This is a genomic window from Streptomyces sp. NPDC020965 (assembly GCF_044333555.1).
In the GTDB taxonomy this organism is placed as follows: domain Bacteria; phylum Actinomycetota; class Actinomycetes; order Streptomycetales; family Streptomycetaceae; genus Streptomyces.
Map to the genome: position 1 here is coordinate 456,046 of NZ_JBIRRE010000003.1, position 15,479 is coordinate 471,524.

The window sequence follows — 15,479 nt, forward strand, 5'->3', positions numbered from 1 at the left end:
GGCCGGAAGGCCCGTTCGACGCCACCGGTTTTCTACTGACCCGGCGTGCCCGCGCTCCGGACCACATGGAAGTTGAAGGCGTGCGAGTCGATCGCGCCGGCCACTCCTACGAAGAGCAGCGCCAGATGCTCCTGGCCACGGGAGGTGCTGATCCCCCCCAGGTCCAGCCGGCTCTCCTCCGGCCAGCCGAGGTCCCCCAGCAGGGCGGCGACCACGCGCTTGGCCTCGGCGTCCTCGCCCGAGAGGAACACCGTGCCGGGCTCGGTGAGCGAGCCGGGGTCGACCATGACGGTCGCGTCCATGGTGACGAGGGTCTTGACGACCTTGGTGTCGGGGAGGGCCTCCTGGATCTGTTCGCCGATGCTGGAGTTGGGGTGGGCCAGCTCCCATGTCTCGGTCATCCCGACGGCGATGTCGAGCAGCACCTTTCCGGCGAGCTGTGCTCGCAGCGGTGTGAGCAGGTCGAGCGAGACGGTGCCGGGGGTCGCGTTGACGACGATGTCGCCATGGGCGACCGCGTCGGCGACGGAGACGACGGGAAGGGCGAGGTCCGTCCTGCCCGCCGGGTCGCGCGATCCGAACACCACATCGTGGCCGGCGGCCGCCGCGGCGGTCGCCACCGCCCGCGCCACATTCCCCGTACCGATGAATCCGATTTTCGTCATGCCGATGACGCTAGGCGAGGTCGACGCGGCGCCGTATCGGCCAGGGGGACCAGACGGGCCGGCTCAGGGACTTAGGACCAATAGGGGAAGGGGAGTTGGGAACTCCGGACCAGCCCCGACCACCCCGGCCAACCCACACTCCGCCACCCCCGGCCAACCCACTCCGGCCAGGCCCCTCCGCCCCCTCCGCCCGGCGCCGTAGCTCCACGCGGACACCCGCCCCGTACCCGCCTCACCCGTACCCGACCCGTACCCGCCCCGTACCCGCCCCGTACCCGACCCGCCCGTACCCGCCCCGCCTCACCCGTACCCCTCGCCGGTGCACAGCCCCCGTACCCCCCGTACCGAACCCCCGTGCACAGAACCGCACACGGCGGCCCCCGTCCAGCGGACGGGGGCCGACCGGCTCAGCGCGGCTCGCGCCGGCGCGGGCTCACTCCTCGCCCGCGAGCTTCAGCACCCGGAGCTTCTGCCCCGCGTACCACGTCGCCGCCACGGTGACCCCCGCCAGCAGCACGATCGCCAGCGGCAGGCCGACGTCCGAGCCGATCAGGCCGTCGCCGGCTATCTCCTCGGCGAGCGAGAGCCCCCACTGCTGCACACTGAGCGTGCGCGCGCCGGCGACCATGCTGCCGAACAGGGCCTCCCACACCAGCGCGTAGATGAGTCCGATGACGACGGCGTTCCTGCTGACCGTCCCGAGCAGCAGGAACAGCGCGCTGTAGGCGATCGAGGCGACCAGGGCCGCCACGGTGTACGCCACGGCGACCTGCTGGCCGTTGCCGTTGAGGATGAAGCCGGCCAGCAGGGTGGGGATGGCCGAGAACGCCATGGTCACGGCTATCGCGACGATCAGCTTGGTGAAGATGATCGTCGATCGTTTCACCGGCTTGGAGAGCAGGTAGACGATCGAGCCGTCGTCGATCTCGGGACCGATCGACCCGGTGCCCGCGATGACACCGATCAGCGGCACCATCGTGGCGAGGGCGAATCCGCCGAGGACATCGGTGGCGATCTGGTCGTCCGCCCCGTTGAAGACGCGGACGGCCACCGCGATGGCGATCAGCAGCGCGGGCAGGATGAAGAGGATCGCCGCCCGGCGCCTGCCGAGCACGGCCCGATAGGTGAGCCGGGCGACTGTGGGGTTGTACATGACGTCACAGCTCCTTTCAGGCCGCTACGAGGTACGAGAAGACCGACTCAAGGGACTCGTCCGACGGCGAGACCGTGAGCAGGCGGATGGAGTGGTCGCGGGCGACCCGCGGCAGCAGCTCGGTGAACCGGCCGAAGTCGATGGCCTGGACCCGCAGGGCGCCCTCGGCGAGGTCCACCTCGATGCCCGCCGTCGACGGGTCGGCGATCAGCGCGGCGGCGAGCGCGCGGTCGTCGCTGGAGCGGACGAGATAACGGTGCGGGCGGTCCGTCATCAGCCTGCGGATTCTGCGGAAATCGCCGGACGCGGCATGGCGGCCGGCCACGATCACCTCGATGTGCGAGGCGAGTTGCTCGACCTCCTCCAGAATATGCGAGGAGAAGAGCACGGTGCGGCCGGTGGCGCCCATACGCCGTAGTAGATCCATCAACTGCATCCGCTGGCGCGGGTCCATGCCGTTGAAGGGTTCGTCGAGCAGCAGCACAGAGGGGTCGTGGACCAGTGCCGACGCCATCTTCACGCGCTGGCGCATTCCCTTGCTGTACGTGGAGATCTTGCGGTCCTGCGCGTACTCCATCTCGACCGTGGCCAGTGCGTACTGGGACTCCTTGGCCCCCAGTCCGTGCAGCTCGGCGTTGGCGAGGACGAACTCGCGGCCGGTGAGGAAGTCGTACATCGCCTCCCGCTCCGGCACGACACCGATCTGCCGGTAGACGGATTCGTTGCGCCAGATCGGCTCTCCGTCGAGCGTGACGCTGCCCGTCGAGGGGGCGAGGAAACCACCCATCATGTTGATGAGCGTGGACTTGCCCGCGCCGTTGGGTCCGAGCAGGCCGGTGACGCCCGGCCCCACGGTCATCGTGACGTCGTTGACGGCCACGACATTGCCGAACCACCGCGATGTGTGCTCGATGTTGAGGGTGGTCACAGCCCGACCTTTCGGTAGCGGCGCATCAGGACGCCGTACGAACCGGCGATCAGCGCGAGGACGACCAGCAGATAGACCACGCCGACACCGGCGTCCGGTCCCGCGCGGCCCGGGAAGTTGGAGGAGGCCCCGAGGAACGCGGTCTGCACGCCGTCGATGAGGGTGGCCGGCGAGAACAGGCCGAGCCACTTGACCACACCGGTCGAGCCGGTCTCCCAGGCGATGGCCTGGACGGTGGAGACCGCGCCGAAGCTGATGATCAGCGTCGCGATGACGGCGGCGACTCCGAAGCCGCGCCGCGGGGTGAGGGCGGCCATCACCAGTCCGAGCCCGCCGTAGAGCAGGGCGAGGAGTGCGACGGAGACCAGCCCCTGCGCGACCCCCTTCGTCTGGGTCGCGAAGTCCATCTTGCCGAGCAGGGCGCCGACGTAGAGGATCAGCAGCGGTACGGCGGTGAGGACGAACAGCGCGGAGGCCATCGCCCCGAACTTGGCGACGACGTAGTCGATCCGCTCGATCGGGCGCGAGAAGTACAGCGGGATCGACTTGAAGCGCAGATCGCGGGAGACGGACTGGGGGGCCTGGGCGGCGAGGAAGATGCCGATGACCCCCTGGGTGACGATCGCGTAGTTGGTGTACTCCAGGGGGAGTTTGTTGGCCTTGGTGGCGATGGCGACCGCGACCATGATCGCCGCGGGTACGCACATCACCGCGAAGAGGATCATCGGCAGCACCTTGGACTTGGCCGATCGGCCGAGTCCGTAGGCGCCGCGCACGGACTGTGCGAAGAGCGAACGGCGCGCATAGGCGCGGCCGAGCCGGGCTCCGTCGTAGTGGCGGTAGCCGATGTTGTGGATACGGGCGGTCTCGGGGGCCGCCGCCCCGGGGGTCTGGGTGCTCATCGGGACCGTGCCTCCTTCGACTCCGCGGTGCTGCCGTTCACGCCGTCGGCCGTACCGCTCCCGCCACTGACCTGGGCGTCCGAGCGGAAGACCTCGGCGATGTGGTGCCGACGCTGTTCCATCCGTACGAGGCCGAGGCCGAGGCCCGCGACGGTGTCGCGCACCGTGTCGTACGTCTCCTCGTCGGCCGCCTCGACGAGCAGGATGTGCCCCGCTCCGGGCAGCCCGTCCTCCATGCCCGCATGGAGGGTGAGCCCGGCGCCGACGAGCCGCTCGCGCAGGACCGCGGTGCCGTCGGGGTGCTCGTCCGTGTCGGTGACCTCGACCGCGAGGGTCGTGGTGATCTGGGTGAAGTCGCTGGTGGAGCTGGAGCGCAGCAGCGCACCACCGTCGATGACAACCACATGGTCACAGGTGCGTTCGAGTTCGCCGAGGAGATGCGAGGTGACCAGCACGGATATGCCGAAGTCGGTGTACACGCGGCGGATCAGACCGAGCATCTCGTCACGGCCGACCGGGTCGAGGCCGTTGGTGGGCTCGTCCAGGAAGACCAGCTTCGGATCGTGGACCAGGGCCTGTGCGAGCTTCACCCGCTGTTTCATGCCGGTGGAGTAGCCGCCGATGGGGCGGTACCGCTCCTCGTAGAGGCCGACGTGCCGCAGGGTGTCCGCCGTGCGTTCACGGGCCGCGGTCGGCGGGAGCCCGGACATGCGCGCCATGTGGACGACGAACTCGGTGGCCGAGACGTCGGGCGGCAGGCAGTCGTGCTCGGGCATGTATCCGACCTGCTCCCGGATGGCGGCGCCATGGGTGGCGACGTCCAGGCCGAGCACCTCGGCCCGGCCCTCCGTGGCGGGGGAGAGCCCCAGCAGGATCTTGATCATGGTGGACTTACCGGCTCCATTGGCGCCCACCAGGCCCGTCACACCGGGTCCGATGTCCAAGGAGAGCCGGTCAAGAGCGGTCACCCGGGGGAACCGCTTGCTCAGGCTTTCGGTCACGATCACAGTCACACATCGACCGTAGGTGAGCGGGACACCTCAAGCGTCCACCTGGAGGCCCGCTCGCTGTCCGACTCCAGGACTAGAGACCCGTAAGGGGCCTGTGTCCAAGAGGACAGCCTCTCTCAGGGGCGGGTCGGCCGGGACGGCCAGGGGCGGGTCGGCCGGACCATGGCGGAAGTTTTCCACAGGCCAGTGCGGGGGCCTTGACGCAGCCGCCGAGCATTGTCACATTCATCAGTGGCACGGTACGAGCGGGTGCCGCGTCGGGCTTGGGAGGGGGCTTCGGCATGAGGTCTGCGGTCGCGGGCGAACTATCCGCGGAGTTACGGGGATTCAGAGACGTCCAGCGTCTCGCGTACGAGTGCGCCGAGGCGGTCGCCGCTCAGCTCAGACCCGGGGTGACGGAGCGGGACGCGGCGCGGATGCAGCGGGAGTGGCTGCGCGAGCGGGGGGTCAGGGACTGGTTCCATCTGCCGTTCGCCTGGTTCGGTGACCGCACGGCGTTCGTCAACTTTCGGATACCGCTCCAGTTCTTTCCCACGGGCCGGGTGCTGGAGCCCGGTATGCCCTTCATCCTCGATATGGCCCCCATCCACCGGGGCTTCACCGCCGATGTGGGCTATTCGGGAGCTCTCGGACCGAGTCCGGTCCACGACCGGTTGCTGGCCGATCTGGCGGCGCACCGAGAGCTGATTCTGCGCGAGGTGCGGGAGCGGCGGTCCCTGCGCGAGATCTACGAGGACGTGGACCGGCTCATGGTCCGCCAGGGATACGCCAACCGGCACCGCGCGTATCCCTTCGGGGTGATCGCCCACAAGGTCGACCGGGTGGCGCGGCGCCGCTGGTCGCCCACGGTCTTCGGGTTCGGCACCCAGTCGCTGAAGGGCCTGGTCAGCGACGCGGTCCACGGCCACCGCGCCGGATGGTCGCCGCTGTGGAGCCCGTACGGCTTCTCCGACCATCCGCCTCGGCCGGGGCTGTGGGCGGTCGAGCCGCATATCGGATTCCGGGGCACGGGGGCGAAGTTCGAGGAGATCCTCGTGGTCACCGACTCGGCGGACCTTGAGGAGAGCGCGTTCTGGCTGGACGACGATCTGCCGCATGTGGGGCGGTGGGCGGGCTGAGGGACGGGGCGGGATCGGTACAAGGACCGGGGCGCGAGCCGGGAGCCGGGCGGGCAGCAGGCGGGGCGTGGCGACGAGCGACGGACGGGGCGGCGGGAAGCAGGGCAGGCGGCGGGAGCCGGGCAGGGCGGCGGGGAGCACGGCCCGCGGGCCACTGACGAACACGATGGCCGTACTTCTGCGCCGTGCGGGCGGAGAAGCGAAGCAGTGGGGAGCAGGCGTGAGTTCTCTGAAGGGCGCGCGAGAGCGCTGGGTCCGTACGGGCGGAGTCGAGCTGTGTGTCGCCGAGCTCGGCGACACGGCACAGCCGACGGTGGTGCTCGTGCACGGCTACCCGGACAGCAAAGAGGTGTGGTCCGAGGTCGCCGAGCGGCTGGCCGACGACTTCCATGTGGTGCTGTACGACGTACGCGGGCACGGTCGGTCGAGCGCCCCGAAACCCCTGCGCGGCGGATTCACGCTGGAGAAGCTGACGGATGACTTCCTGGCGGTGGCGGAGGCGGTGAGCCCCGACCGGCCGGTGCATCTGGTCGGCCACGACTGGGGGTCGGTGCAGGGCTGGGAATTCGTCACCGTCCAGCGCACCGAGGGCCGGATCGCCTCCTTCACCTCGATGTCCGGTCCGTCCCTGGACCACTTCGGGCACTGGCTCAAGAAGCGGGCGAGCCGCCCGACGCCCCGCCGTCTCGGCCAGCTCGCCGGGCAGGGCGCCAAGTCTTGGTACGTCTACCTGCTGCACACCCCCGTCCTGCCGGAGCTGTTCTGGCGCGGCCCGGCCGGCCGGCGGTGGCCGAAGGTGCTGGAGCGGATCGAGCGGTCCCCCGGAGGCGGCTATCCGACTCCGTCGCTGCCCCGGGACGGCGCCCACGGCGCCTGGCTCTACCGGGACAACATCCGCGCGCGGCTGCTCCATCCGCGCCCCGATCCCTATGCCCATGTCCCCGTGCAACTGATCACGCCGACCGGGGACGCCTTCCTCTCCGAGCGGCTCTACGACGATCTGGCCACCTGGGTGCCGCGACTGACCCGGCACACCCTGCCCGCCCGGCACTGGATCCCACGGTCCCGCCCCGACCAGGTGTCCACCTGGATCGCCGGGTTCGTCCAGGCCCATGAGAACAGCCCGACCGGGACGGCGGTGACGGCCACGGGTACGACGGTGGCCCCTGGTCCGTACGCCGAGCGGTTCGGCGGCCAGCTCGTGGTGGTGACGGGCGCGGCCAGCGGTATCGGGCGGGCCACGGCCTTCGCGTTCGCGGAGGCGGGGGCGCGGATCGTGGCCGTCGACCGGGACGCGGAGGGTGCGGTCAGGACGGCGGAGATGGCCCGGCTGATCGGTTCCCCGGAGGCTTGGGGCGAGACCACGGACGTGGGCGACGCGGAGGCGATGGAGAAGCTCGCCGAGAAGGTCGCCACCGAGTACGGCGTGGTGGACGTCCTGGTCAACAACGCGGGCATCGGAGTGGCCGGCCCCTTCCTCCAGACCGGAGTCGAGGACTGGAAGAAGGTCCTCAACGTCAATCTGTGGGGCGTGATCCATGGTTGTCGGCTCTTCGGCGGGCAGATGGCCGAGCGCGGCCAGGGCGGCCATATCGTCAATGTCGCGTCGGCCGCCGCTTTCCAGCCCTCGAAGACGCTCTCCGCGTACGGCACCTCCAAGGCGGCCGTCCTGATGCTGAGCGAGTCGCTGCGGGCCGAGCTGGCGGGCCGGGGCATCGGGGTCTCGGCGATCTGTCCGGGGCTGGTCAACACGAACATCACCGCCACGGCCCGCTTCACCGGGGTCGACGAGGCCGAGGAGGAGCGGCGGCAGAAGCGGTCCGCCCGGCTGTACGGACTGCGCAACTATCCGCCGGAGAGAGTGGCCGACGCGATCCTGCGCGCGGTGGTGCGCAACCAGGCGGTGGTGCCCGTGACGCCGGAGGCCCGGGGCGTGCTGCTGCTGTCCCGCCTCGCTCCCCGATTGCTGCGGGCCCTCGCCCGGGTCAACCCGCCGCTGTGATCGGCTGAGCGTGGGGAGCGCGGGGAGGAGGCGGGCCGGGCCGGCACGGCCGAGAGTGTTCACCGAGGGGGCGGTTTTGTCCGAGCAGTCAGTGGCCGAGTACCGCATCGAGGATCTCGCGCACCACAGCGGTGCCACGGTCCGGACGATCCGCGCCTATCAGGACCGCGGGCTGTTGCCCCGACCGGAGCGGCGCGGCCGGTCCAATGTGTATGGCTCGGCGCATCTCGCCCGGCTGCGGCAGATCGCCGATCTCCTCGACCGTGGCTACACCCTGGCGTCGATCAAGGAGTTGCTGGAGGCGTGGGACGCCGGGCGGGGGCTCGGCGGTGTGCTCGGCCTGGTCGCCGAGGTGCAGGGGCCGTGGACGGACGAGGAGGCGGCCCGGATCACCCGGGCCGAGCTGGACCTCACCTTCGGCGGTGGCCCGGACGACGCGGCCATCGCGGAGGCGGTGGAGCTGGGGGTGTTGGAGCCCATTCCGGGCCGGGACGATGAATTCCTGGTGCCCAGCCCACAAGAGCTGTCCGTGGCAGCGGAGTTGTACGCGGCCGGGGTTCCTCTCACCGCGATCTCCGCTCACCTCTGGGAACTTCGCGGCCAGGTCGAGCACATAGCCGCGCGATTCCTGGAGTTCACCACCGAGCATGTCTTCGCCCGCTATCTGGGGCACAACCCGCCGACCGACGCGGATGCGGCGGAGGCGGCGGCGCTGGTGCGGCGCCTGAGACCGCTGGCGCAGCAGACGGTGGACGCCGAACTCGCCCGCGCCATGCGGACCTTCGCCACCCGCCAGTTGCACCGGCATCTGACCTCGGACGACCCCCATCCGATGTCGGATGAGTCGCGTTCCGTGACCCTCCCCTCGGCGACAATACGGGCCGTTCAGGCGCTTGTTGGCCCGGAGCGCACGGCAGAATTCATCACTGCTGCCGCCGAACGTGAGCTCGGGAAAAGAACCTTGGACACCCTGGCCGCACGCGGCCTGTCCACAACGGACTTTGACCAAAAGCCATAATTCGGACGTGAGTTGTCCACAGAAAGGCCAATCTCCCTGTGGATAACTACAGTTGGCTGTGGATCAAACCTGGTCAGTGAATTTTTCGGTGGCGACGGAGACTCCCGACGAGCCACTCTGACGGAATGAGCGAGAGACAGCGACACCCCCGGATGGACGAGAAGCACCGTCCGGAGAAGAAGAGCCGGCAGAAGGAGAAGAGCCGTCCGGAGGACATGAGCCGGCTGGAGGAGAAGGGCCGGAAAGACGAGGCGGACCAGAAGGGCGACGACGACCGGCGCACCGTCAAGGTGTCGAAGTACCTGTCGAAGCATTTGCGCCATCGGCCCGAGCGCATCGGCATCACCCTGGACGCACACGGCTGGGTGGAGACGGACACCCTGCTGAGTGCGGTGGCGGCGCACGGCTTCCCGATCACCCGCGCGGAGCTGGACCATGTCGTCGCCGTCAACGACAAACGGCGCTTCACCATCGACGGCACCCGCATCCGTGCCAACCAGGGCCATACCGTCGGGGTCGATCTGGACCTGCCCCCGGCCGAGCCGCCCGCGTATCTCTACCACGGCACCGTCGGCGCCCGCGTGGCGTCGATCCGGGCGGAGGGGCTGCTTCCGATGGACCGCCACCATGTCCATCTGTCGCCCGACCGCGAGACGGCGACCCGGGTCGGCGCCCGGCGCGGTCGCCCCGTCGTCCTCACCGTGGCCGCGGGTGCCCTGCACCGGGCGGGCCATGTCTTCCTGGTCAGCGCCAACGGTGTCTGGCTCACCGACTCCGTGCCACCGGAGTTCCTCCGGCTCCCGGACCGGTAGGCGCACCGTTCCCCGCAGGACCGAAGAGGGAGAAAGGACCGATCCCGCCCCCGGCGACCGGGGCACGGAACCCGCCCCCGGCCCGGGGCCCCCGCTCAGCCGATACCGAGCTGCCCCAGTGCCTCGGTCGCGATCCGCTCGAAGACCACCGGGTCCGAGGCGAAGTCCGAGTCGGGGATGGGCGCGTGGATCACGAGCTCCGTGAAGCCCAGTTCGATGTGGTGGCCGGCGAAGTCCACGAAGGAGTCGAGCGAATCGAGCGGCCTGCCCCGGTCCGGTGTGAAGCCGGTGAGCAGCACCTTCTCCAGTTCGGCCGCATCACGGCCGAAGTCGGCGCAGACCTTGTCGAGCTTCTCAAGCTGCCCCCGGAGCGCGTCGCGGGAATCCTCCGGAGTGCCGGTCTCGAAGACCTTCGGATCGCCCGCGGTCACCCACGCCTGCCCGTACCGCGCCGCCAGCGCCATCCCGCGTGGCCCGGTCGCGGCCACCGCGAACGGCAGCCGGGGCCGCTGCACACAGCCCGGGATGTTCCGCGCCTCCACCGCCGAGTAGAACTCCCCGGTGGCGGAGACGGACTCCTCGGTCAGCAACCGGTCCAGCAGCGGCACGAACTCGGCGAACCGATCGGCCCGTTCCCTGGGCGTCCACGCCTCCTGCCCCAGCGCCGTGGCGTCGAACCCTTTCCCACCGGCGCCGATACCGAGGGTGATCCGCCCGTTCGAGATGTCGTCCAGCGAGAGCAGGTCCTTGGCGAGGGTCACCGGATGCCGGAAGTTCGGCGAGGTGACCAGGGTGCCCAGCCGTATCCGCCCGGTGGCGGCGGCAGCGGCGGTCAGCGTCGGGACCGCGCCGTACCAGGGACCGTCCCGGAAGGTCCGCCAGGACAGGTGGTCATAGGTGTACGCGGTGTGGAACCCGAGCCGTTCGGCTCGCAGCCATTCGTCGCGGCCCCCTTGGCGCCAGGGACGGACAGGGAGAATCACGGTACTCAGACGCATATCCCGAGCGTACGGTCCCCCGAGCCTCCCGAGCACCTCCTCCCCCACTCGGAACGGCCACCCCCGTGGGCCCCGCCGCACCCGCGCCCACCGGGGGCCGCCGCCAGCCCCTCCCGTACGCCTGTTCCTCGCCATGAGCCCACTCAGATGTGCGACCTTCCGCACTGTAGTGCGACGCCGTACGGGAGAATGGTCCCGTGACCTCAGCTACCGATCCCCGCCGCGCCCTCGCAGCCACCCGGTTGATCGCCACCGATCTGGACGGCACCCTGCTGCGCGACGACAAGTCCGTCTCGGACCGTACGGTCGCCGCGCTCGCCGCCGCCGAGCGGGCCGGGATCGAGGTCTTCTTCGTCACCGGTCGCCCCGCCCGCTGGATGCATGTCGTGAGCGCCCATGTGCACGGCCACGGACTCGCCATCTGCGCCAACGGCGCGGCCGTGGTGGATCTGCACGCGGGCGGCGAGGTGCTGAAGGTCCGCGCGCTGGCGCATGACACCGCCCTCGGTGTCGTCCACGCCCTGCGCGACGCGGCCCCCGGGACCTCCTTCGCGGTCGAGACGACGGCGGGTTTCTACCACGAGCCCGAATATTCGGCGCCGTTCCTGCAACACAACCTGGAGTCGACCGTCGCCGTCGCGGACGCCGAGAAGCTGCTGGCCGCGCCGGGGCCCGGCATCGACACCCAGGTGATCAAGCTGCTCGCCCACCACCCCGAGCTGGACCCCGACGCCTTCCTCACCGTGGCCCGCGCGGCGGCGGGCGGGCTGGCCTCCATCACCCGCTCCAGCCCGACCGCCCTGCTGGAGATCAGCGGCCCGGGGGTGAGCAAGGCCAGCACCCTGGCGCTCTGCTGCGCCGAGCGCGGTATCTCCGCCGACGAGGTCGTGGCCTTCGGCGATATGCCCAATGACGTGGAGATGCTGAACTGGGCGGGCACCTCGTACGCGATGGGCAACGCCCACCCGGAGGTGATCGCCGCCGCCTCCGGCCGTACCGTCGCGAACAACGAGGACGGCGTCGCGGTCGTCATCGAGCAGATCCTGCGCGAGCTGCCGCAGCGGACCGGCTGAACCGGGAGCCGGGGGCCCACGCCCCGGACGTCGCCGGCCCACTGCTGACGGAGACCGGCGCCCCCGAGCCGGATCCGTTCAGACCCGAGCCGGGCGCACTCAGATCCGGTCCGGATCCATCCACATCACGATCGGGTCCGTTCACATCAGGGTCGGGTCCACCCACACCAGAGCCGGGTCCGTTCAGATAGAGCTCAGGTCCGTTCAGATCCGTGATCAGTCCGTTCAGATCCGGACGCCGCGTTCGCGCAGCCACCCGGCCGGATCCACCCCCGAGCCCTGATACGGAGTGAGCCGCACCTCGAAATGCAGATGCGGCCCCGTCGAATTCCCCGTCGTACCGGCCGGCCCGAGCCACTGACCGGCACGCACCCGATCGCCCTGCGCCACCGCGACCGAGGCCAGATGCGCGTACTGCGTGTAGTAGCCGTCCGAATGCCGTACGACGACCTGGACACCGAACGCGCCCCCGCAGGAGACCGTCAGTACCCGCCCGGCGCCGACCGACCGCACCGGTGTGCCGATGCCGACCGCGAAGTCCTGTCCGGTGTGGCGCCGGGCCCAGTGCCGTCCGGCGCTGTTGAACCCCGCGGAGAGCGCGTACCGCTCGACCGGCGCCACCCAGGCCGCCTTCGGAGGCACCATGTCCGGCGGCGCCTTCCACGGCCCCGGACCCGCCGACGGCGACGGTCCCGCAGCGGCCGGAAGCCCCGCGGAATTCGGGACCACCGGGCCCGGTGAGCGCCTTGGTCTCGGTACGGCCGACGGCGCGGCGGGCCGCGCGGCCGGGCTCACCGTCACCCCCGGGGGCCTCGGCGCCGGTCGCGAAGGCCGCGCCGCCGCCGGCCCGCCGCGCCGTGCCCCGCCCGCGCACTTCCCCGCCGCGAGACCGCGCTCCGCCTCCCGCTGCAACGACCACCACACCCGTTCCAACGTGGCCTCGATGCGCTGCTTCCGCGCCGCCAGCCGTGCCGTGCGCTCCGCGAGATCGCGCCAGGCCGCCCGCGCCCGCTCCTCCGCCTCGGTGAGCTCGCGCTCCGCCCGTTGAGCCCGGTCGAGCAGCCGGTTCAGGCCCGCCTCCGCCTGCCGGGCCAGCCGCCGCCCGAGCATCAGTTGCTCCGGATCGCTGGCCTGCAACAACCGGGCGGCGAAGGTCAGCGGCCCGCCCGTGCGGTACTGGGCCCGCGCGACGGTGCCCACCGCGTCCCGGACCTCGACCAGTTCCCGCCGCTGGCGGACCAGCCGGGCCTGCAACCCGCTCGCGGTGACCCGCCGCGCCTCGGCGGCACGTCTGCCCCGCTCGTACGCAGTGGTGGCCCGCGTGGCCTCCTCGTACAGCCGCGCCACTTCGGCACCGGTGGTCGGATCGGGCCCTTCGGATGCGGTGGCCGGGGTCGGGGTCAGCAGCGGCAGCAGACACAGCACCACCGGGACGAACAGCAACCGGTCACGGTGTCGCCGGCCGCCCCGCCGCCGCGGCCCCGTCCCCTTCCGGCGCCCGCGAGCCGCCGCCGGGCGCTCGGGAACCGGTCGCACCGGCCCCGTACGACCCGCGTGCCCCGGGCCGGAACGCCTCGCCTCGGCATACCCCGGGCCGGGACGTCTCGCTTCCGTACGCCTCGTATCCGTACAACTCACACCCATGCCTCTCCAGCGCATGTCCGGATCGTCACCCGCCGCGCCCACGAAACCGGGTACCGGTGGCCGTCGGTGTGTGTCGTACCGCCACCTGGCCCAGAGCGAGCGGCGCCGGCACGGAGGCCCCCCGGCCGGGGGGCGTGCGAGGCTCCTAGTGCGGAGCCTCCCAGCGCACCGTCGTCCCCTGCCCGTCCTCGCCAATGCCCGGACCGCAGGCGCTCGACCCCCCGAGGGACTCGGCCCGGCGCGCGAGATTCCGCAGCCCACTGCGCCGACCGCCCGGCTGAATGCCCACCCCGTCGTCCGCGACCGTCAGCCGCACGCCCTCCGAACCATCGGGCAGTCGTACGGTCGCGTCCACGACGACATCGATACGGGTGGCTGCCGCGTGCCGGAACGCATTGGACAGCGCCTCCCGCAGCGCCGCGATGAGATTCTTGCCGGTGAGTTCGCCGACGACGGAGTCCACCGGGCCGACGAAGCGGTGCCCCGGGGTGAAACCGAGCGGCACGGCCGCCATATTGATCTCACGCAGTACCCGGGTCCGTAGCCCGGACGGCGCCTCGGCCGGTCCCTGCTGGAGCGCGAAGATGGCGGTACGGATCTCCTGGATGGTCACGTCCAGTTCGTCGACCGCCTTGCCGACCCCGTCCTGAACGGCGGGCACCAGGGACCGGCGCTGGGCGCCCTCCAACATCATCCCGGTGGCGAACAGCCGCTGAATGACCAGATCGTGCAGGTCACGGGCGATCCGGTCACGGTCCTCGTACACCGCGAGCCGCTCCCGGTCCCGCTGCGCCTCCGCCATGATCAACGCCAGCGCGGCCTGGGAGGCGAACTGGGTCGCCAGGGTCCGTTCCGCCTCGCTGAACTGGCGCGCACCGCGCCCCCTCGGGGTGGCCAGCGCCCCGAGCACCCGGCCGCCGCTCTGCAGCGGCAGCATCATGCTCGGCCCGAACCGCGCCGCCAGTTCGGTGGTCACGCGCGGGTCGGTGGCCGTGTCCGCGATGAACACGGACTCGCCGGAGAGCAGTTCGGCGACGATCGGGCTCTCCGGGGAAATGACCCTGCCCAGCCAGCCCATGGGTTCATCGGACGCCTCGGCGACGATCTCAAGACCGCCCTCCTTGGCTGGCAGCAGCACCATGCCGACGGCGGCCTCGGCCAGTCTGCGGGCCTGCTCGGCGACGACCGCCAGAGCGTCGTCGGCGTCACCGCCGGAGAGCAGCGCGGTGGTGACGGCGACCGATCCGTCGATCCACCGCTCCCGCTGCCGGGCCGCCTCGTACAGCCGGGCGTTGCCGATGGCGATCCCGGCCTCGGTGGCGAGGACACGGACCATATGGAGGTCGTAGTCGTTGAACTCGCCGCCGTCCCTCTTCTCCGCGAGATAGAGATTGCCGAAGATCTCGCCCTGGACGCGGATGGGGACGCCGAGGAAGGTCCGCATCGGCGGATGGCCCGGAGGGAAACCGGCGAACCGGGGATCGGAGGTCAGATCGGCGAGCCGGACGGGCACGGGGTCGTGGATCAGCGCGCCGAGGAGCCCGCGATGTCCATCGGGGCGGCGGCCGATCAGCCGGGCCGTCTGGTCGTCGACCCCGTAGGTCACGAAGTCTGAGAGGCCCTTGCCCTCCTCGTCCACGACGCCGATGGCGGCATAGCGGGCCTCGGCGAGTTCGGCGGCGGTCAGACAGATCCGGTCGAGCGTGGAGTGGAGTTCCAGTCCGGTGCCGACGGAACGCATGGCCTCCAGCAGTTGGGGGACGCGGGCGGTGAGTTCGGTGGAGAGTCCCTGAAGGCTGCGGGTGGCCCGGGTCGCGGCATCGAGCGGATCCGATGACCCGCCACCGGAACCCGCCCGTTCGCCCCCCGGGTCCCCCGCAGCGCCGCCTGGGTCATCCGAGTTCCCCGCAGCGCCGCCCAGGTCACCCGGGGCCCCCGCCTCGGCGCCGTGGCCGAGCACCTCTCCGCTCGGTTCCCGAGGTTCCCGAGATGTCCGAGGTTCCCGAGATGTCCGAGGCTCCCGAGGTGTCGGAGGCGTCCGCGACTCCCAGGACATCCGCGACTCCCGGGACGTCCGTGACGCGTCGTTCGGGTCCTTCGATTCGGGCACGGTCATACGCTTGAGCCTAGTAATTCCGATTTGCCGAGGAAAGTCG

At 70.9% G+C, this 15,479-nt stretch carries 13 protein-coding genes; 5 read left to right on the top strand and 8 right to left on the bottom strand.

The window, feature by feature from the left end:
* Nucleotides 1–32: 32 nt before the first annotated feature.
* The 5 genes from ACH4S7_RS12485 to ACH4S7_RS12505 all read right to left on the bottom strand — a co-directional run bounded on the left by ACH4S7_RS12485 (nucleotide 33) and on the right by ACH4S7_RS12505 (nucleotide 4,655).
* Complete coding sequence (locus tag ACH4S7_RS12485) at nucleotides 33–665, bottom strand: NADPH-dependent F420 reductase (RefSeq protein WP_398521094.1); 633 nt, start codon at nucleotides 663–665, stop codon at nucleotides 33–35.
* A gap of 433 nt (nucleotides 666–1,098) precedes the next feature.
* The gene (locus ACH4S7_RS12490; RefSeq protein WP_398521095.1) at nucleotides 1,099–1,818 is read right to left on the bottom strand and encodes an ABC transporter permease; all 720 of its coding nucleotides are present in this window, start codon (nucleotides 1,816–1,818) and stop codon (nucleotides 1,099–1,101) included.
* A gap of 16 nt (nucleotides 1,819–1,834) precedes the next feature.
* Nucleotides 1,835–2,746, bottom strand: a complete 912-nt coding sequence (locus tag ACH4S7_RS12495; RefSeq protein ID WP_398521096.1) for an ABC transporter ATP-binding protein — start codon at nucleotides 2,744–2,746, stop codon at nucleotides 1,835–1,837.
* Nucleotides 2,743–3,648: an ABC transporter permease gene (locus tag ACH4S7_RS12500; protein ID WP_398521097.1), complete on the bottom strand. Its 906-nt coding sequence runs from the start codon at nucleotides 3,646–3,648 to the stop codon at nucleotides 2,743–2,745. Before ACH4S7_RS12500 ends, ACH4S7_RS12495 begins: the two co-directional genes overlap by 4 nt.
* On the bottom strand, nucleotides 3,645–4,655 hold the full coding sequence (locus ACH4S7_RS12505) for an ABC transporter ATP-binding protein (protein ID WP_398521369.1): 1,011 nt from the start codon (nucleotides 4,653–4,655) through the stop codon (nucleotides 3,645–3,647). The genes ACH4S7_RS12500 and ACH4S7_RS12505 overlap by 4 nt, the downstream gene beginning before the upstream one ends.
* Nucleotides 4,656–4,939: 284 nt before the next feature.
* Between ACH4S7_RS12505 and ACH4S7_RS12510 the strand changes: the two genes are divergently transcribed.
* From ACH4S7_RS12510 to ACH4S7_RS12525, 4 genes are all read left to right on the top strand, one after another.
* On the top strand, nucleotides 4,940–5,776 hold the full coding sequence (locus ACH4S7_RS12510) for a M24 family metallopeptidase (RefSeq protein WP_398521098.1): 837 nt from the start codon (nucleotides 4,940–4,942) through the stop codon (nucleotides 5,774–5,776).
* Nucleotides 5,777–5,942: 166 nt separating this feature from the next.
* Complete coding sequence (locus ACH4S7_RS12515) at nucleotides 5,943–7,778, top strand: SDR family oxidoreductase (RefSeq protein WP_398521099.1); 1,836 nt, start codon at nucleotides 5,943–5,945, stop codon at nucleotides 7,776–7,778.
* Nucleotides 7,779–7,854: 76 nt separating this feature from the next.
* On the top strand, nucleotides 7,855–8,796 hold the full coding sequence (locus ACH4S7_RS12520) for a MerR family transcriptional regulator (RefSeq protein WP_398521100.1): 942 nt from the start codon (nucleotides 7,855–7,857) through the stop codon (nucleotides 8,794–8,796).
* Nucleotides 8,797–9,011: 215 nt separating this feature from the next.
* Entirely contained in the window at nucleotides 9,012–9,608 is a 597-nt protein-coding gene (locus tag ACH4S7_RS12525; RefSeq protein ID WP_398521370.1) for an RNA 2'-phosphotransferase, read from the top strand.
* A 95-nt stretch (nucleotides 9,609–9,703) separates the two neighbouring features.
* Here the strand turns inward: ACH4S7_RS12525 and ACH4S7_RS12530 are convergent, their stop codons facing one another.
* Complete coding sequence (locus ACH4S7_RS12530) at nucleotides 9,704–10,606, bottom strand: LLM class flavin-dependent oxidoreductase (RefSeq protein WP_398521101.1); 903 nt, start codon at nucleotides 10,604–10,606, stop codon at nucleotides 9,704–9,706.
* A 197-nt stretch (nucleotides 10,607–10,803) separates the two neighbouring features.
* Between ACH4S7_RS12530 and ACH4S7_RS12535 the strand changes: the two genes are divergently transcribed.
* Complete coding sequence (locus ACH4S7_RS12535; RefSeq protein ID WP_398521102.1) at nucleotides 10,804–11,679, top strand: Cof-type HAD-IIB family hydrolase; 876 nt, start codon at nucleotides 10,804–10,806, stop codon at nucleotides 11,677–11,679.
* Between the two features lie 225 nt (nucleotides 11,680–11,904).
* Here ACH4S7_RS12535 and ACH4S7_RS12540 read toward each other — a convergent pair whose 3' ends face one another.
* Complete coding sequence (locus tag ACH4S7_RS12540; RefSeq protein WP_398521103.1) at nucleotides 11,905–13,122, bottom strand: peptidoglycan DD-metalloendopeptidase family protein; 1,218 nt, start codon at nucleotides 13,120–13,122, stop codon at nucleotides 11,905–11,907.
* A 346-nt stretch (nucleotides 13,123–13,468) separates the two neighbouring features.
* The gene (locus ACH4S7_RS12545; RefSeq protein ID WP_398521104.1) at nucleotides 13,469–15,283 is read right to left on the bottom strand and encodes a GAF domain-containing sensor histidine kinase; all 1,815 of its coding nucleotides are present in this window, start codon (nucleotides 15,281–15,283) and stop codon (nucleotides 13,469–13,471) included.
* Between the last annotated feature and the right edge of the window lie 196 nt (nucleotides 15,284–15,479).